The 18565-nt window shown below is 37.5% G+C and carries 21 protein-coding genes; 5 read left to right on the top strand and 16 right to left on the bottom strand.

Annotation, left to right across the window (positions count from 1 at the left end; all coding sequences use genetic code 11):
• Positions 1-211: 211 nt before the first annotated feature.
• From DIZ30_RS09860 to DIZ30_RS09850, 3 genes are all read right to left on the bottom strand, one after another.
• Positions 212-1690, bottom strand: a complete 1479-nt coding sequence (locus DIZ30_RS09860; RefSeq protein ID WP_002323384.1) for a helix-turn-helix domain-containing protein — start codon at positions 1688-1690, stop codon at positions 212-214.
• A gap of 297 nt (positions 1691-1987) precedes the next feature.
• Positions 1988-2923 carry a UDP-N-acetylmuramate dehydrogenase gene (gene murB / locus DIZ30_RS09855; protein ID WP_002291437.1) on the bottom strand — a complete coding sequence of 312 codons (936 nt, stop codon included), beginning with the start codon at positions 2921-2923 and terminating at the stop codon, positions 1988-1990.
• A 72-nt stretch (positions 2924-2995) separates the two neighbouring features.
• The gene (locus DIZ30_RS09850) at positions 2996-3916 is read right to left on the bottom strand and encodes a Gfo/Idh/MocA family protein (protein WP_002323385.1); all 921 of its coding nucleotides are present in this window, start codon (positions 3914-3916) and stop codon (positions 2996-2998) included.
• Positions 3917-4028: 112 nt separating this feature from the next.
• Between DIZ30_RS09850 and DIZ30_RS09845 the strand changes: the two genes are divergently transcribed.
• Together DIZ30_RS09845 and DIZ30_RS09835 are read left to right on the top strand one after the other, a co-directional pair.
• Positions 4029-4781, top strand: a complete 753-nt coding sequence (locus DIZ30_RS09845) for an exodeoxyribonuclease III (protein ID WP_002293820.1) — start codon at positions 4029-4031, stop codon at positions 4779-4781.
• An 862-nt stretch (positions 4782-5643) separates the two neighbouring features.
• Positions 5644-6177 carry a 3'-5' exonuclease gene (locus DIZ30_RS09835; RefSeq protein ID WP_002291442.1) on the top strand — a complete coding sequence of 178 codons (534 nt, stop codon included), beginning with the start codon at positions 5644-5646 and terminating at the stop codon, positions 6175-6177.
• Positions 6178-6665: 488 nt separating this feature from the next.
• Here the strand turns inward: DIZ30_RS09835 and DIZ30_RS09825 are convergent, their stop codons facing one another.
• From DIZ30_RS09825 to DIZ30_RS09810, 4 genes are all read right to left on the bottom strand, one after another.
• Complete coding sequence (locus DIZ30_RS09825) at positions 6666-7190, bottom strand: GNAT family N-acetyltransferase (RefSeq protein WP_002287063.1); 525 nt, start codon at positions 7188-7190, stop codon at positions 6666-6668.
• Entirely contained in the window at positions 7183-7656 is a 474-nt protein-coding gene (gene tsaE, locus DIZ30_RS09820; RefSeq protein ID WP_002287066.1) for a tRNA (adenosine(37)-N6)-threonylcarbamoyltransferase complex ATPase subunit type 1 TsaE, read from the bottom strand. The genes DIZ30_RS09825 and tsaE overlap by 8 nt, the downstream gene beginning before the upstream one ends.
• Before the next feature lie 122 nt (positions 7657-7778).
• Entirely contained in the window at positions 7779-8759 is a 981-nt protein-coding gene (gene pta, locus DIZ30_RS09815) for a phosphate acetyltransferase (RefSeq protein WP_002291445.1), read from the bottom strand.
• 152 nt (positions 8760-8911) lie between these two features.
• Complete coding sequence (locus DIZ30_RS09810) at positions 8912-9592, bottom strand: uracil-DNA glycosylase (protein ID WP_002287070.1); 681 nt, start codon at positions 9590-9592, stop codon at positions 8912-8914.
• A 125-nt stretch (positions 9593-9717) separates the two neighbouring features.
• Here DIZ30_RS09810 and DIZ30_RS09805 point away from each other — a divergent pair, with 125 nt between their 5' ends.
• Positions 9718-10587: a Cof-type HAD-IIB family hydrolase gene (locus tag DIZ30_RS09805; RefSeq protein WP_002287072.1), complete on the top strand. Its 870-nt coding sequence runs from the start codon at positions 9718-9720 to the stop codon at positions 10585-10587.
• A 25-nt stretch (positions 10588-10612) separates the two neighbouring features.
• Entirely contained in the window at positions 10613-11128 is a 516-nt protein-coding gene (locus DIZ30_RS09800) for an LURP-one-related/scramblase family protein (RefSeq protein ID WP_002287073.1), read from the top strand.
• Positions 11129-11174: 46 nt separating this feature from the next.
• On the opposite strand, the gene DIZ30_RS09795 is transcribed toward DIZ30_RS09800, so the two are convergent.
• The 4 genes from DIZ30_RS09795 to DIZ30_RS09780 form a co-directional block, all read right to left on the bottom strand.
• A complete protein-coding gene (locus DIZ30_RS09795) occupies positions 11175-11738 on the bottom strand; it encodes an N-acetyltransferase (RefSeq protein WP_002293816.1) in 564 nt (187 codons plus the stop codon).
• A gap of 54 nt (positions 11739-11792) precedes the next feature.
• Positions 11793-11972, bottom strand: a complete 180-nt coding sequence (locus DIZ30_RS09790) for a hypothetical protein (RefSeq protein ID WP_002291570.1) — start codon at positions 11970-11972, stop codon at positions 11793-11795.
• 76 nt (positions 11973-12048) lie between these two features.
• Entirely contained in the window at positions 12049-12558 is a 510-nt protein-coding gene (locus tag DIZ30_RS09785; protein ID WP_002287075.1) for a hypothetical protein, read from the bottom strand.
• Positions 12559-12653: 95 nt separating this feature from the next.
• Complete coding sequence (locus tag DIZ30_RS09780; protein ID WP_002287076.1) at positions 12654-13034, bottom strand: VOC family protein; 381 nt, start codon at positions 13032-13034, stop codon at positions 12654-12656.
• Positions 13035-13363: 329 nt separating this feature from the next.
• Between DIZ30_RS09780 and pnuC the strand changes: the two genes are divergently transcribed.
• A complete protein-coding gene (gene pnuC, locus DIZ30_RS09775) occupies positions 13364-14113 on the top strand; it encodes a nicotinamide riboside transporter PnuC (protein ID WP_002287078.1) in 750 nt (249 codons plus the stop codon).
• A 183-nt stretch (positions 14114-14296) separates the two neighbouring features.
• On the opposite strand, the gene DIZ30_RS09770 is transcribed toward pnuC, so the two are convergent.
• The 5 genes from DIZ30_RS09770 to DIZ30_RS09750 all read right to left on the bottom strand — a co-directional run.
• A complete protein-coding gene (locus tag DIZ30_RS09770) occupies positions 14297-15574 on the bottom strand; it encodes a hypothetical protein (RefSeq protein ID WP_002287080.1) in 1278 nt (425 codons plus the stop codon).
• Positions 15575-15652: 78 nt separating this feature from the next.
• Entirely contained in the window at positions 15653-16297 is a 645-nt protein-coding gene (gene pcp, locus DIZ30_RS09765) for a pyroglutamyl-peptidase I (protein ID WP_002287081.1), read from the bottom strand.
• A 198-nt stretch (positions 16298-16495) separates the two neighbouring features.
• Positions 16496-17440 (bottom strand): DUF979 domain-containing protein, encoded by a 945-nt coding sequence (locus DIZ30_RS09760; protein ID WP_002287082.1) that lies wholly within the window; start codon positions 17438-17440, stop codon positions 16496-16498.
• 1 nt (position 17441) lies between these two features.
• Complete coding sequence (locus DIZ30_RS09755) at positions 17442-18128, bottom strand: DUF969 domain-containing protein (protein ID WP_002287083.1); 687 nt, start codon at positions 18126-18128, stop codon at positions 17442-17444.
• Between the two features lie 230 nt (positions 18129-18358).
• A partial coding sequence (locus DIZ30_RS09750; RefSeq protein ID WP_376737962.1) for a transposase occupies positions 18359-18565 on the bottom strand: 207 nt, incomplete at its 5' end.

Raw genomic sequence — 18565 nt, 5'->3', positions numbered from 1 at the left:
TTTTGATGAACGCATATGTAGTCCTCATTTCTTGGGAGTTTTGAGACTACTATATGCGTTTTTTTGTTGATTTACCAACATGTTTAGACATTTTTCTCTAGGAAAAAATTAACTAGCACCACGGGTATCTAGTTATATCTAGTTACCTTTTCTTTGAAAAAAACATAAATCAGCTAATAAATATGTGAGACAAAGCTGCCATCCATAAATACTAGCTGATTTTTTCAGTTAAATGTCTATTTTTTTCTCTGATGATGATATTTCCAAAATATTCCCAGTCATCTGGAGTCGGTGGATTTTTCCAAATTATCTGTTCTTTATTAAATTTTTCAAGTAAACAATCAGATAAATAAATATTCGTACGAGAAGTGATTCGACTCTCAATCACAATATTGTAATTTTTAAATCCTTTCACTTGAGAAATAATGTAATCGGTATAAGCAGATCCTTGCGAAAAATCAATACAGACATGAATCGGTGCTTCAAAATATGATACCGGACAAATACCGACCAATAAAAAGAGATAATCATAAAATAAGCGAATCATGAAACGTTCATCTTTTCCCAAGAAATAGCGTTTATTCTCTTGTATGACCTTTTGGATTGCTGTACTGAATATTGGATACGTCTCGAAGAAAAACTGTAGCTGCTTTTTAGACGTAAAGCTAGTCATCTCAAAGTCGAATATCCAATTTTTTCGATTGACATGCATCATACCCATACGAAGTTCTTTTCGTATATATAGTCTTTCTTCTTCAGAGATTTCAATCGAAAATGGTAATTGATCAATCAATTCCACTGACATTTTTTGACTAATCATGTGGATATCATGAAAATGAGCTTCCGCAAGTCCAAATGCGCCATCTAATTCAAATTCTTCTTCCGTGATCAAAAACAACATGATATAAGAAATCTCATCAATGATCTGCTCTTTAGGGATATGAAAAAAAGAAATATGTGATAAATCCTTGATGATCTTCATTCCTTCTGAGCTCTTAAAGTATTCATCTGAAAAGAAACGTTTTCCGATTGGTTGATTCCCATAGGCCCTCAACAAACTAATAGTGGTTAGCAAATTGAATTTGATTCGTTTTGTTGCAGACAGTTTTAAATTGAACAGATATTCAAAATATTGCACGATACTCTTTGCTTCATTCATGACGCTTTCTCTAAATGGCATAGAAAAACCATTAAAGACCCCGAAATATACCCCAAATAATACGTTCCGTATGTTTATTTCTTCCCCAACTAATATGTTTTTCTTTAACTTTATTTGATGCTGTTCAAGAAAAGAGACTAATTCTCTTCTTTTTACATAGGCTCTTGATATGCTTAAAAAATGATTCTCTGCAAATTTTTCGATCGTTACTTTTGAATCCACGATCTCCGTTAACAGTCGAGCAATTTTTGATCGTTGAAAGTAGATTCTTCTTAAATTTTTGATATCCGTCAAATTCAGACGTTCGACATGGATCTCTGCTTCTTCTGAAATTTGGATCTCTGGCTTTGTTTTGAATTCAGTAAATTCTTTATTTAATTCTATGATATAATTTCTTGTTTTAAATTTAGACAAACCTAATGTTTCATATAACTTAGGTAGCACTACATAATTCTTTTTCTCAAATTCTAAATATCTAGCTAGCAGCAGTTTTTCTCTATCTTCCTCTTCTATAAGGTAATCCAACTTCATATCCTACACCTCAAAAAATGCCTCATACCAATTACTTGATATGCAGATGAAAGTTCATCTTTTCACCTATACTGATTTTATGATGGATTATGCTTGTTTTTTCATCAGTTATTCTCATTTTTTATCTTTTTTTTGAGAATATTGCAAAAAATGGAAAAATTTATGAGGAAATATTCTATATTTTTTGTTTTATTGTGTTAAAATGTACAAGATTTGCGCCATTTGCGTAAACAACCACAAAAAAGAGCAGGGCGGCCACCGTCCTGCTCTTTTACTTATTTTAAGTTCCATTACTTATTAATTGGCTAAACTTCTGCTTGTTTCTGATATTGCTTGTTTTTCTCCAATGATCCGCACTTCTGTTTCTAAAGACACATCAAATTTTTCTTTGATTACTTCTTGGATGTGCGCAATCAATTCAATATAATCTGTCGCTGTCGCATGATCAATATTGACGATGAATCCAGCATGTTTTTCAGAGACTTGTGCACCGCCCCATTTCAGGCCTTGCAATCCTGCTTGTTGGATCAGCTGACCTGTATAGTGTCCTACTGGGCGCTTAAAGACACTTCCGCATGAAGGGTATTCTAATGGCTGTTTTGATTGACGCAATTCGGTCAACTCATCCATTCTTGCTTTGATTGCTTCATAATCCCCTGTTTGCAAACTGAATCGAGCTTCCAATACGATAGCACGTAATTCTTGGACTTTACTGTGACGATAAGAAAATACCATTTCGTCTTTTGTCAAAGTTTTCAATGTTCCATCTTCAAGCAAAAGATCCACTTCAGCAAAAACATCTTTGATCTCTCCGCCATACGCACCTGCATTCATATAAACCGCTCCACCGACACTTCCCGGGATGCCGCAAGCAAATTCAAATCCAGTCAATGATTCTGCCAAAGCTGCATAAGTCGTATCAATCAGTGAGGCACCTGCTTCCGCAATGACCATCGTTCCTTTGACATGAATCTGTTTCATTTCAGTCAGCATGATGACTACACCGCGAATCCCGCCATCTTGAACGATCAGATTGCTTGCATTTCCTAATACCATCCAAGGTATATCATGGATTCGGCAATAATCGATGATTTGCTTTACTTCGTCTTGCTTTTTCGGGAATGCAAGGACATCAGCTGGTCCGCCTGTTTTCGTAAACGTATAGTTCATCAATGGTTCATCAAACAATAAAGTAATCGTGGCTAAGCTTTCAACTATTTCTTCTTTATTCACTGAGGATTTTCCTTTCTTTTCTCAAACGTCCTCATTATTCTATCACGCTTAATACAATCTTGCCAGTCTTGTTCAAAGTTGATGACGGTAGTGATCTTTAAGCACTTCCTCACATAATTCATGACTTCTTACAACTTCTTTTTGTTTAAGCATTTCTGTTTCCGATTTACCTAAACGGATCTGAGAAAAGAAGGCCTCTACCATTGGCTCAAACCCGCGTTTGACTAGCGTGTTTGTCCAGTCGCCAAATTCTTTCACTTTTTTTCCATCAGCATCTTGAATGACAAGCTGGGTCAGATCGTTTACTTCATAAGTACCATTTTTACTTGTTACTTGATATTTTTCTATATTAGCGCCACTTGCTAAATCCATCGTTAAAATAGCCGTTTGATTTTGTGTTTCTAATTGTAAAATGGCATATTCCAAAAATTCTTTTGTTTCTCTTATCTGGTATTTTGTTCTCAAAATGGGTTCATCCAATAAATACACCGCTGTATCAATAAGATGTAAAAACAAATCATAAAGGACGAATTCTGTCGTTTCTTTTGCCGCTATTCGATTTTTTTGCAGGTGGATCAACCGCTTATCTGGGATACATTTCAATTCTTCTACCATAGGAGCAAAGCGCCGGTTGAAACCGATCATCAAAATTTTTTGGTTCTTATCAGCTAATTCTTGCAATTCACGAACTTCATTTAGATGGACACTCAGTGGTTTGTCAATATAAACATGGATACCATTTTCTAGACATTTTTTGGCTAATTCATAATGTACTTTTGTTGCTGCGTGGATCATACATGCTTCGATTTTTTCTTCTAAAAGCTCATCGATCGTTTCATATAGATGTTGGAACCCGTACTCTTTTTGAATTCTTTCTTTTGTTTCTTTATTTCTTGTTGCAAAATAAAAATCAAGTGTTCCTTGTTTTTTCGCATAAGTTGGTAAATATGCTTTTTCTGCGATATTCCCTACACCGATTACACCAATCTTCATCGACTTTCCTCCTGGATCATTTAGTTACTTTCATCTTACACCATTTTTTACTAAAATGAGGTACAATAGTATCGCAAAGGTAAGGAAATTAATTCGAAGGAGTGTGCTTTTATTGAAATTTATCTCTTGGAACGTAAACGGGCTTCGTGCCATCGTAAATAAAAATTTTTTAGAAGTTTTTCATGAGTTAGACGCCGATTTTTTCTGTCTGCAGGAAACGAAACTCCAAGCAGGACAAATTGATTTAGATCTTCCAGGTTATTATCAATATTGGAATTACGCAGAACGAAAAGGCTATTCCGGCACAGCGATTTTTGCTAAAAAACCAGCATTGAATGCCACTTACGGAATGGGTATCGATATCCATGATACAGAAGGCCGTCTGATTACTTTGGAATATTCCGATTTCTTTCTTGTAACCTGTTACACGCCAAATTCTCAAAGCGAATTAAAACGTTTAGATTACCGATTAGAATGGGAAGAAGCCTTTTATAATTATTTGGAAAATCTAAAAAAACAAAAACCAGTCATCGTGTGTGGGGATCTAAATGTCGCTCATCAAAAGATTGATTTGAAAAACTGGAAAACGAATCAAAAAAATGCTGGATTCACTCCAGAAGAAAGAGCGGCTCTTTCTCGACTGTTGGATAACGGGTTTATCGATACATTCCGTTATTTTTATCCAACCCAGGAAGGTGTCTACTCTTGGTGGAACTACCGATTCAATTCAAGAAAAAACAATGCTGGTTGGCGGATCGATTACTTTTTGACGAGCAAAGATTTAGAGCCAAGACTAGCTGATGCAAAGATCCATACGGACATTATGGGCAGTGATCATTGTCCAGTAGAATTAGATTTGAAATAAAGAGGATGTGAAAAAGTCGTTTAGTTTCGAGTATTAAGAAAAATTTTGTGAAAATGGCTTTCCACATTTTGCATAAATTTGGCTTAATACCGAGAAACTGGCTTTTGAACACCGTTTATCGAGAGGTTGTGAAAAAGCTGTCCTGCATCAAGTAATAAGAACAGCCAAACAAAAATAGCTCTTCATATTTTTCGTTTGATTGGGCTTATTGCCGCAGATGCAAGCTTTTGAACACCGTTTATTAAGAGGTTGTGAAATCAGCGTTCTGACCTGAGTATTAGAGAAACAAATGGAAAAATAGTTCCTCATATTTTGCCATTTTTTGAGCTAATACCGAGGGCCAGCTGATTGAACACCGTTTAGTGGAGAGGTTGTGAAATCAGCGTTTTGACCTGAGTATTAGAGAAACAAACGGAAAAATAGTTCCTCATATTTTGCCATTTTTTGAGCTAATACCGAGGGTCAGCTGATTGAACACCGTTTAGTGGAGAGGTTGTAAAATCAGCGTTCTGACCTGAGTATTAGAGAAACAAATGGAAAAAATAGTTCCTCATATTTTGCCATTTTTTGAGCTAATACCGAGGGTCAGCTGATTGAACACCGTTTAGTGGAGAGGTTGTGAAAAAGTCGCCTACTTTCGAGTCGTAAGAAATTTTTTTGAAAATGGTTCCTCACAACTTTGCATAAATTTGGCTTAATACCGAGAATTCATGATCCCTATCTAACTCCAAATCACAAGGAATAAGTTCAAAAACTAGCTTTTTTCAACAAATATTACATAAAAAATTCTATGTTTTTTGTTAAATTTATTTGCTTTTTTCAAAAGTATGTTACAGTAATTTCCCAAGGAGGTTTTACAGAAATGAATTTTGTTGCCATGGATTTTGAAACTGCCAATCATCAGCCTTATAGTGCTTGTTCTCTTGCGCTAGTCATGGTAAAAAACAGCCAGATCGTTGATGAATTCTATACATTGATACAGCCTGAGACTCCTTTTTTCTGGCGAAATGTCCAAATTCACGGAATCCATCAAGAAGACGTACGCAATGCGCCGAAATTCCCAGAAGTCTGGCAAACTATCCAACCATATTTTCAAAAAAATCGTTTAGTCGTTGCACATAATGCTGCTTTTGATACAAAGGTCTTAGCGGGATGCTTAGATTATTATCATCTTGAACAGCCTAATTATCTTTCTTTATGTACAGTGAAAAGTAGCCGTCGCTTGTTTCCTGAATTTCCAAATCATCGATTGAACACTGTGTGCGAAAATTTGAACATCCAATTAGATCATCACCATGATGCATTGGAAGATAGTCGTGCATGTGCGGAAATCCTGCTTTATCAAGAAAAAAAATTCGGGACAGATCCATTGAAAAAACTTGTGACTATAAAGTAAAAGAATACTTATGAAACACACAAAGAGGTCGTGAGCCTGCCGTTTCACTCCGAGTCACAAGGAGCAATTTCAAAAAATAGCTCCTCATGTTTATTAAATATTGTGACTGGTAACCGAGGAGCTGGCAGGAGAACACCGTATAAGGAAGAGGTTGTGAAAAAGCTGTTCTGCATCAAGTAATAAGAACAGCCAAACAAAAATAGCTTCTGATATTTTTCATTTGGTTGGACTTATTACCGCAGATGCAAGCTTTTGAACACCGTTTACCAAGAGGTTGTGAAATCAGCGTTTTGATCTGAGTATTAGAGAAACAAACGGCAAAATAGTTCCTCATATTTTGCTGTTTTTTGAGCTAATACCGAAGGTTAGCTGATTGAACACCGTTTATTCAGAAAAAGGGACTGTGACACGTATTTTGTCATAGTCCCTTCGTGTGTTTTTCTGCCTTCTCAAAAGGATGACAGTTTCTCACTCTTTTCCTATTTCTTCTATTCAATCAAATAACTCATTTTATATACATCTAAAAATTCGCCTAGATCTGTTCTTGCCCCTCTAGGCATGACCGCTTCGATTTGGAAGCCCATTTTTCGGTAAAGGTGTACGGCTCTTTCATTACGAACTTGAACGTCAAGCTCCAATCGAAAAAGTACACCCATTTCCTTCGCCCAACTGATGATTTCTTCTAGCATAAGAGTGCCTAGTCCCATTCCCCAATATTCCTGCAGAATACTGATACCGACTTCTCCCACGTGAGACAAACGAAATTGACTGTCTGCCTTGACAGATGCTGTTCCAATAATCGTCCCTTCATAGATTGCAAGCAGCAATAAATTATTATTGCTTTCGTATATATAATCCAACTCTTCTTCTAAGGTTTCTGGTGGTAACAGGAGTTCTGCTTCATCCAAAACTAAAAATTCTGTCTCCTTATTGACTTGTCCCATCATCAAAAGAATGTCTTTTGCATCTCCTGGCACTGCTTCCCGCAAGATGATCCCAACTTCTTCACTCATGATTTTCAGCCCATTTTTCTAGAATTCGCTGTTTGAAGGTTTCACTTTGCTCCCCGTATGAGATTAGTTTCACATACCGTTTTTCTAAATCTGTATCACTTTTTTCTAAAATCAGTTCCAAATAATCCTCCGGCAGTGCTTCTTCTAATAGATTTCCCCATTCGACAACGGAAAGCCCATCACCTTCAAAATATTCATCTAACCCTAAATCTGCTCCGCTAGCTGCTACCCGATAAATATCCATATGATACAACGGAATCCGACCTTGACTATATTCTCTAATAATCGTGTATGTCGGACTTTTGATCATTTGCGTTATCCCTAATCCTTGGGCAATTCCTTTCGTCAACGTTGTTTTACCCGCACCTAGATCACCAGTCAATATCAGATTGTCACCTGGCATTGCGGAATGACCAATTGCCTCTGCGAATTGTTCTGTCATTGTTAATCCTGATAGTTCGATCATTTTTCATCTTCTCCCGCTCTTCTTTCTTTTTGCCAGTATATCGCGTAATGAAGTTTTTTTAAAGAAAAAATGAACTAGTCAAGAACAGCAGCTGCTGTTTTTGGCTAGTTCGCGTGTATTTGTTAATCAATCAATGTTTGTGCTGCTGTGATAATCGATAATTTATATACATCTTCTTCATTTGCTCCACGAGACAAATCAGAAACCGGTTTGTTCAAGCCTTGTAGAATTGGTCCGATTGCTTCAAAGTTACCGAAACGCTGAGCAATTTTATAGCCGATATTTCCTGACTGCAATTCTGGAAATACAAAGACTGTTGCTTGACCAGCTACTTCTGAATCTGGCGCTTTCAGTTGTGCAACTGAAGGAACATAAGAAGCATCAAATTGCAATTCGCCGTCGATCATGTATTGTGGCGCTAGTTTTTTAGCGATTTTAGTTGCTTCAACTACTTTGTCTACTTCTGGCGATTTCGCTGAGCCTTTTGTCGAGAAGCTCATCATTGCTACTTTTGGTTCGATATCGAACAATTCTGCTGTTTTTGCAGAATCTACGGCGATTTCAGCCAATTCTTGCGCAGTTGGATTCACGTTGATCGCACAATCCGAAAAGACATATTTTTCTTGATCTCTTCCACGTACCATGATCATCGCTCCGCTTGTCCGACTGATGCCAGGCTTTGTTTTGATGATCTGAAGTGCTGGGCGAACAGTGTCGCCAGTCGAATGGATCGCTCCAGAGACCATTCCGTCTGCAATCCCCATATACGTAAGCATCGTACCAAAGTAATTCACATCTTTTAAAATCTTTTCTGCTTGTTCTTTGGATGCCTTTCCATTTCTGCGTTCAACAAAAGCATCCACCATTTCATCCCACTTATCGTAATTATCAGGGCTGATGATCGTAAAGCTAGATGTTTTGATTCCTCTGGCATGCGCTGCATTTCTTATTTCTTCTTCGTTCCCTACTAAAATGGGTTCCACAAGTTCTTCTGCTTTCAACCGGGCAGCTGCGCCTAAAATACGAGCATCAGTAGCTTCCGGGAAAACGATTTTGATCCCACGGCGAACAATCTTAAATCTTAAACTATCAAACAATTCCACAAGATGACCTCCAGACGTTTTTATATGTATTATCATACACTATTCCAGAAAAAAAGAACAGTTTATTTTATCTGTATCAGTCAAAAATGCTGGAAAAATTAAGTTTTTCACATACATAGCGAACTGCGCTATAACAGGAAAGCGCTGTTTTATTACACTGTTTCAGGCAGTTGCCAATCAATCGGTTCTTCTCCTAACGCAAGGAGCGCATCATTCGTTTTCGAGAAGGGTTTGGAACCAAAAAAGCCACGACTTGCAGATAACGGACTGGGATGTGGAGATGTTATGATGATATGGCGACTCTTATCGATCATTTTGATTTTTTCTTGTGCCGGTTTTCCCCACAAGATAAACACGATTGGTTTTTCCCGTTCATTTAATTTTTCAATGATCGTGTCTGTTAATCTTTCCCAACCTTTCCCGCGATGAGAATACGCTTGCCCTTCCCGAACGGTAAGAACGGTGTTGAGTAAAAGGACTCCCTGTTTAGCCCATGACACTAGATTTCCATGTTGAACAGGTGCGATTCCAAGATCATCATAAAGCTCTTTATAGATATTTCTTAACGATGGCGGGATCTTTACGCCAGGTTGCACAGAAAAAGATAAGCCATGAGCTTGATTTTCTCCATGATAAGGATCTTGTCCTAAAATCACCACTTTAACTTCTTCATAAGGAGTCAATTCCAATGCTTCATAGATATGATACATATCTGGATGGATCTTTTGGGACGCATATTCTTTTTTTAAAAATTCTCTTAGATGCAGATAATAATCTTTTGAAAATTCTGAGGACAAAACTTCTTGCCAACTGTTATGAATGATTTCTTTCAAAAACTCCACCTCCTAATAAAAAGAATAACTCACATTTTCTTCAATCACAAGGGACAATCTTCACCCTCAGCACTTGATTAATATGGTAAACTAGGAACAAGAAGCAGAAAGGAACGATAATCATTATGATCAAATTAATTGCATCAGATATGGACGGCACATTATTAGATGCCCATATGAGTGTTTCTCCTGAAAATGCCGAGGCGATACGTTTTGCAAATGATGCCGGTGTTGAGTTCATGGTCGCTACTGGTCGAAACTATCAAGAAGCTCGCGCAGCTTTAGATGAGGTAGGAATCGATTGTGCGATGATCACTTTGAACGGGGCACAGGTATTTGATAAAGAAGGAAATTCATTGTTTACCGTGTCGATTCCAAATAATCAAGCAATCTCTGTTTTAGATATTCTAGATGCTAACGGTATTTACTATGAAGTAGCAACCAACGATGGTCTTTATTCTGAAAATCAAGCGAAACGAATTGAAAGTTTTGCTTCCATGGTGGCTACCCATTTACCTCACCTTACGTATAAAATGGCGATTGCCATGGCCTCAGCTAAGCTGGAGTTATTGCACATCACATACGTGGACAGTATTCGTGCTATTTTGGAAGAAAAGAATCTGGAAGTTTTAAAAATTATTTGTTTTCATACAGAAGGGCCAGCTGTATTAGGTCCAGTTGGAAAGCAGATTTCTCTTTTAGGCGATCTAGCCGTTACTTCCTCTGGTCAAAACAATATCGAAGTGAACCATAAAAACGCTCAAAAAGGAATTGCTGTTGCCCATGTCGCTCACGAGCGTGGGATTTCTTTAGAAGAAGTCATGACGATTGGCGATAACTTCAATGATGTCAGCATGCTGCAAGTAGCAGGAGTCAGTTTCGCAATGGGAAATGCAGAAATCGAAGTAAAAGATTATGCCAAATATACAACGGACACAAACCTTGAATCTGGCGTAGGAAAAGCCATATTGCGCGCGATTGCAGAAGACTTGTAGTTTTATCTAGAAAAGAGGGATATAGATGTCAGAATTTTTCATTCAGGAAAAGCAGCTTGGACGTGCAACTCGGACAATTGTCAAAAACGAAAAAGGACATTCCCTGTTTTTGATGGTTGGTCGCTGGGGAACAAAGGGCGATGCATTGTCTCTTTATGCCATGAATGGCGATCTCGTTGCTCACATCAAGCAGATAAGCCTGACATTCGGTACGCGTTTTGAGCTGTATAAAGAGTTCGAAAAGGTGGGAACCATGCAGAAAATATTCAATTGGCCCGGTGACTTTTATTATATTCGTAGACTTCACTGGACAGTCCAAGGTGATATCTATAATCATCAATATCAAATCCATCATTTCAATCAGCAAATCATGAAAATGGATAAAGCAACACTTTTTTCAGGAGATTACTATGTATTGGATGTCTCAAATGATGAAGATGCTCCAGTTTGTATTTGTATTGCTGCGGTTTTAGATTACTGGCTCTACCGTAAAGACAAAAGTCGCGATAAGCCTGTTTCTTACCGACTTAACTTAAGTTAAAAAGATGTACCTGAAATGCGGAAATACGCATTTCAGGTACATCTTTTTAGATATTCTTTTGCATATGATCATAAAGATGACCACTGATCATCCGCTGACCGACAACTTTGAAGTCATGGCGTTCGTATAATTTTTTAGCCTTTGGATTTTTTTCATCCACACTTAGACCGATGACGGAGCGATTAGCTTTCTTCGCCAATTTAGGTAATGCTTCTAATAATCGCGAACCGATGCCTTGTCCTCTAAAATCTTCTGATACACTGATAGAGTCCAAATACCATTCGTTGGGAAACGTTTCTTTATCAATGAACAAACGTGTAGACGCATCTAGCTGATATTTCTCTAAGATAGGTACCAGTGGCTGATCGATGATTGATTCTTCTTCATCTGTATAACCGTAAGCAACTCCTGCAACTTTACCGTCTATTTCTTCTACGATACCTCGTGAATAACTGTAACGATAATTTGGATCAGTGATTGCTTCTTCTAAAATCTCTAAAGTCTTTTGTTCCCCTGTCTGCTTCAAAAATGGCAGTTCCATATCTTTTAGAATCACTAAGATCAATGGGGCGATTTCTGGAGCATCTTCTTTTCTCGCAAAACGAATCATAGTTTCCTCTCCTTTTCTCCATTCTAACATGCAGAAAAAGAAATCGCAAAATCGTTATTTTAAAAAATCTTCAATCTTTTCAGTAATGAAATAACCATGAGTAACGATTCTTGCCGCTTCAGTTCGGCAATAAGGGCAGACGACTGGCATTTCTTTATCATTATGTTCGACTACATTATTGACTTCTTCGTATGCAAATTTTTTTCCGCAATTAGGGCATTTCATTTTTTCCATGTTATCTCAACTTCCTTTCATCTTTACTCTCTTAGCTTACTCTTATATTGTAAAAAAGAGAAGCAATATCCTTCTTCTATGCAGATATCCATACCTGACGGTCCTGTTCTCCATCTATTAATCGGACTTTATAATAAGGACGTTCATCTTTGACTAGAAGTGTCCACTCTTTCACTTTTGCTTTTTTCCCGTAGTAGCTGACTGCTTCCTTCATCGCTGCTTGCGGTTGTTTGAATTCTTCCGTTTTTTCTATATCAAAAAGATGTTCTGCGGCCTTTTCCGTGTCATTTCGTACGGTTGTTTTCCCAGTGGATGGATTGACTGCTATGACTTGTCCTTCACAAAAAAACTGGTATTCATATGTTGCATTCGTAGGATTCTCCAAATCTTTTTCAACTGCAAAATGAATAGCAGATATGTTATGTTCTTTTGTTTCGTTTTTTACGATTGCTGCTGCTTTTTTCAATGAGATCCGATATTCCTGGTCACTAATATCATCCATGTGAAAAGCGGCATTGAGCAGTCCCGTCATACCGGTAATCCCTATTACGATGAGGGCAGCAACACCAAACATCATTTTTTTCATTCTTCATTCTCCTGTTTCTTTTTTTTAAAGAATATCAAGAAATGAACGAATGAAAAATCGAATGAAACGAAAAAAAAGTGACAATTTTGTTATCTTTATTCGTGCAGTTCTAATGGCAATCCGTCTGGATCAAAGAAAAACGTCATTTTTTTTCCTGTAAAGGTATCTTCTCTAATCGGTTCTGATTCGATCCCTAAGGACTGCAATTCTGCAATTGTTTCTTCAATATCGTCTACTTTGAAAGCAAGATGACGCAAGCCACAAGCTTCTGGATAGTTTGGTCGTTGTGGCGCATTAGCAATTCCAAAAATCTCCAATTCAGCACTTCCTAGTTTCAGATCTAATTTATAGTCATCTCGTTCTTTGCGGTAATTTTCTCTGATTACTTCAAATCCTAATTTATTAACATAAAAATCACGTGATTTCTGATAATCTGAAACAATGATGGCTATATGATGGATCGTTGTAAGGTTCATATGAGCACTCCTATTCTTCGTTTAAGCTCGGATCTATATTAATCTCCAGTTCCATTGTAAATGTGTCAGATTGAAAAAAATAGCTGTTTTTCCTTTTTATAAGAAAAAAGGAAAAAAAAACAGAAAGTAGGTCCTCCAAGACACTCTTCCTGTTCCCAATATAATAAATGAAAGTAAGAAATTATATTTTCAAGAAAACAAACAGAAAATTATCATAACACAAATTATTTATAATTGAAAGACTAGTTTTTTTTCAAGAAAAGCATACAATAGATTGTGTTAGTAAATACAGAACACACTACATTTAGTGTCTTAAGGAGTCCTCATACATGAAGTCATATTTTCAGTTTTTAGCTCATCAGCTAAAAGGCTGGCCGCAACAAAATTATTATCTTTTCTTTTTCAGTCTTGGCTGCCAGGTCATGACTCTTGTCAATAGTCCCATCACTTGGCTGTCCGTTATTACATTTATCGGTACCACGCTTGGTGTATTGTGTATTTTATCCATCAATGCGGCAAAATCAGTCAACGGTATTTTAGGTATTTTGTCTGCGATTTGTTTTATTATCGTTGGGTTTTCAGCAAAGAACTATTTAAGTATCGGTGAACAGATTGCTTATATGATCACATTGGATATCCCCGTATTGTTAAGTAAAGAATGGAATCATAATATGGCTTCAAAAATCCGAAAATTCACTGGAAAAAGCTGGTTTATCGCAATCATCAGTACTTTCCTTGTCTATCTTGTTTCAGGATTCCTGATTGGTCGTTATACAGATGATCCTCGGCCGTGGGTAGATGCCATTGCTTTTTCTATTAGCTTGACTGCTGGTATCATCAGTTTCTTGCGTTACAACAACCAATATTACTGGTGGTTAGCTTCAGGGCTTGCTCAAATGGTCCTTTGGTATATTTCATTTACGCATGGATCTGCAAGTTTGGCGATGTTCGTGAACAGCTCTGTTTACTTGCTGAATGATGTCCTTGCATTTACCGTTTCACCTTGGTATAACCAAAAAGAACGTGAACGTATGCAAAAAATGGAAGAAGAATACTACAACGCACAACAACACGCATAAAAAAACTGAGCGTGGGACAAAAGTAAAGAACACTTTTGTCTCACGCTCTAAACACGTATAAACGGCGGAATCAGAAGCAACTCCTTCGGAAATAAGCTGAAATTCACAAAAATTTGAAAAGCAATTTTCGTGAATTTCTTCTTATTTCTTGGAGTTAAACGCTTCTGTCCCAGCCTCTATTTTTTATAGTAATTCCTTCAGATACTTTCTTGCCTCATCATTGAAACGCAGTGATTCTTCTAACTTCTGATAATATTCCAACGCTTGTTTCTGAGCTTCAGTAAAACGATAATGTTTTCCTTTCCATTTGTCGATTGTCTCTTGCACATTTCCAGATTGGATATCTTTCACTACTAGTTGCCATTTTTCTTTTGAGACTGTACGGTCTTTCTTATCAGCAGATTGTATAGCTTCTCGTTCTTTACGCAATACTTTTAAAAAACCATTTCTGACTATCCGAGGAATGCTGTCGAAGAACCCTTCTGTAAAACCATAGCGACAATATTGCTTCCAAATAAATAGATAGATTTTTGGTTGGATGAATCGTTGGTTTTTCGCAAAATATTCCATCTGAGCAGTGACTTCTGGTGTTCGTTGACGTTTTGTCTTTCTCAACACGGAAATAAATGTTTCAAAATAAGCATTAGGATGTACTGGCACTTCTTCATATACGATGGATTGCCAATCTTTACGTAAAAATGCGCGATAGTTGATCAAGAATTCTTCTACATCCTTTACTAATTCTTCTGCAAAGTCGTCAAATAGTTCTTTTTTTATCTGTCGCTTTTTTGACTGCCCATTGATGTGTTCACTTATTTTCTTGATTTCATTTTCCAATGCTTGATAATCCGCTATGTAAATCGGCATTTCTACTTGGCGAAATTCTGCGAGCCGCTGAGCTAATTTTATATCCGGTAAATATGGCTGTTTCATCCGACGATTTTGGTACAAGACAAAACAGTATTTTTGCCATAGTCCTTCAGGAAAATCGATATTCTTCTGCTTAAGCCATAATAATTCGTCTAAGGCCAGATCAACTTTTGTCATTCCCTGATGGATCGAAGCTGCCACTGTCGGAGAGACATGCAGGTGATCGGCAAAGTGGTTGATGCCTAGTTTTAGGATCTTTCCGGTTTTTGGCGATTTAACGATGTATTGCACTTTTAATTCTCTACCACACTCACAATACAATTTTTGCTGGCTTCGTTTTGTTCGAAAAAACGGATTGATCTTGAAGTCAGAAAACACCCAATCTGTTGCAGCTAAATAATGTTCTTCCATAAAACGAGAGCTGATTAGATATCGGCGGTGCTTATCGACTAGTTCCCGCTGTTTTTTCGTTAATTTTGCATAGATCTCCCAACGTTGACTGCTTGTGTATTGTTTAGAAATTTTGATGGGATAGCTTTTGCTGATTTCTTTTGGAAACCATTCTTCAAAGACGGATTGCCATTCTTCCACGGCTGTTTCTTTCCTTTCTAATTACAAAAAGCTGGCTACTAACATAACGTTAGCAACCAGCCAGTGTTTCTTGCTAAATTAGTGAGTTGTTCCGGCATTTCCGGAAATATCTTCTTTATTTTCTACTGCTGCTTCAACTGCATAAGTCAAAGAAGAAGCAATGTCTTCTAAAGACATAGAAGGCGTACCCACTGGACGATCGATCACTTGATCGGGTGAGAATGGCACGTGGATGAACCCACCTCGAATTGCCGGGAATTGTGTTTCGATCAAATGAAGCAAACGATACATGATATCATTGCAGACAAATGTTCCTGCTGTATAAGAGATGTACGCTGGTAGACCATGATCTTGTACATTTTTTGTCATTGCTTTGATTGGCAATGAGGTAAAGTAAGCGGCTGGACCGTTTTCTTCTAAAGCCGTATCGAATGGCTGATTTCCTTCATTATCAGGGATTCTTGCTTCTGCTAGATTGATTGCGACACGTTCGAACGAGACTGCTGACCGCCCACCTGCTTGTCCGACACAGATCACGACATCTGGTTGGTGCTGTTGGATGGCTTCTTTGACTACTTGACTGCTTTTTTCGAATACGGTCGGTACTTCCACTTTGATGATTTCAGCACCGCTGATTTCATCTGGCATTTTTTTTACTGCTTCATAGGCTGGATTCACTTTGTCCCCACCAAATGGATCAAAACCTGTTACTAGTACTTTCATCTGTTGTTCCTCCGTCCGATTGATTTAACATATGGTTATCTTTTATCATACCATTTTCCTTGAACAGCGTAAATAAAGGAAACAATAGTTTAAATAACATAACAGATCAAACTTAATATATTCTTATAAAAAAATAGTGTTCCACTACAATGTTAGAAGAGGTCGCGACAATTATTCTGTCACAACCCCTCTCTTCTATTATTTAAATAGAATCATATAAGCAATTTGGAAAACTAGCATAAATAACGCAATAAACAACTGGTTTTTGATCACTCCGTATTTGTCTTTCATCTCCAGCATCGCTACAGGCACGATATTGAAGTTAGCAGCCATCGGTGTCAGCAGGGTCCCACAAAAACCGCAAGTCAATGCAACCATTCCTATTAACGCTGGATTCGCTCCATGACTAAATACGAATGGTGCACCGATCCCAACCGTCATCACGGTGATGGCCGCAAATGCATTCCCCATGATTACCGTAAATATCACCATGCCAAGAGCGTAAATGATGATGCCGATGTTCACATTTCCTTCTGGAACGATCGTACCTACTGCATTGGAAATCACTGTCCCAACTCCAGCGCTTGTAAATACCGCACCTAGAGAAGCTAAAAGCATTGGCAACATGCTTAACGGCCCTACTGTGCCCAGCATATCTGCTGCATCATCTAAAAATGTACTTGGTCGATTATCTCGAGAAAAGAACATCAAGATTAGCATGGCTGCAAAAACACCGACGCCCACGCCGACTAAAGCACCTAAATTGGTAAATAGAGCAAACAAGATCGCAAAGACACCGATACTCAAAGCTGGAATAAAAATTTTCATTCCTAGTTTGTCTGACATTTTTTCCATATATTCTTTTGATGGAAGCCGGCTTTCTCCTTTGCTGACTTTCTTAGCAATTGCTGGTATGGTCATCGCAAAGATCAAGCCACCGTTCACGATTGCCGGAAGCCATCTTCCTCCTGCAATAACTACCCCTAAGACCGTCCAGAAAAAGGCTGACCCATAACGATGAGGATTGGTTTTATCTGTTAAATTTCTTACTCCAGTGTAAATCAATACGAGTCCCATCACGATATAAAGGATCTCCAGTAATTTATCGCCTAATAAAATATCAGGATTTGTAAAAAAGTCCATCTTATTGCCCCTTTCCTGGATAATATTTCTTCGCTAATTTCTTTTCTTTAAGATAGAAGTAGACACTTGCCACAACTAAAGCCGTGATAGCCACTGGAACTTCCACTAAAGCAAGCTGTCCCAATGTTACGTCATATCCTAGATCTTTCAGTGTTGATTGGACTAGCAACGCCCCTGCTCCTCCGATGAATAGTACTTGGCCAAAGAACCAGCAGACATTTTCCATAGCTGAAGCCATACCTTTTAGTTCTTCTTCATGCTTAGGATGGACTTCTAACCCTTTTGATTCGATGGTCCCCAATGCCATCGGTAAAATGATTGGACGAACAAATCCAGCAACTCCACCAAAACTCACGTTAAAAGCCGCAAAGATCATTCGAAAGATCCCATAAATATCTACAATCATACCAGCAGATACTTTCTTGAATCGCTTGATCAAGGAAGCCGCTGATTCTTTCAGACCATTTCTTTCAAGCGTTCCTGTTGCCAACATAATGATGATAAAAATCGCCATCCCGCGATTGTTTACAAAACTTGTACCTAAAAGTTCTAACATTCCTTGAATGCCAAGACCGCCAGTCAAAGCTGTAACAACTAAAGCAACCATTACGATCAATATCGAGTCTAATTTAAATGCAAACCCGAGAATAACAATCAAGACGCCTAAAAGGCTAAGATAATTTTCCATATATTTTCCTCCATAAAATGACAATATTTTTTTAATTATAAAGCAAAACACATAAAAAATATAGTTGTTTTCTCACGAAATAGACACTATTTTTAAATATTTTTCGTTATTTTTTTATCACAAAAATTATCTTACTTATTGTAAGGTAAAGCTTTTTTTAATTTATTGCCCGATAATATATAGAAATAAGGTCTAGTTACTGTTTTTTTTAAATGATATTATTTGTCAAATTAAGCGAGACAAAACTTTCCATTTACGTAACTCAAAAAAACTTCTAATGGTGTTTGGTAATTTAGTGATTTTCTAGGGATATGGTTTCTTTTGGACGCAACGGATGAGATGGATCCTTGATTGACTTGGTTGAAGTCCATTTCTTTTGGTAGTCCATCTTTTCGGAGGAGTCCGTTTGAATGTTCATTTAATCCCCGTTGGGAAGG

The organism is Enterococcus sp. H57 (genome assembly GCF_003112495.1).
In the GTDB taxonomy this organism is placed as follows: Bacteria; Bacillota; Bacilli; order Lactobacillales; family Enterococcaceae; genus Enterococcus_B; species Enterococcus_B faecium.
Note: the sequence above shows the minus strand (reverse complement) of the source record. Positions and strands in the feature narration are given on the sequence as shown.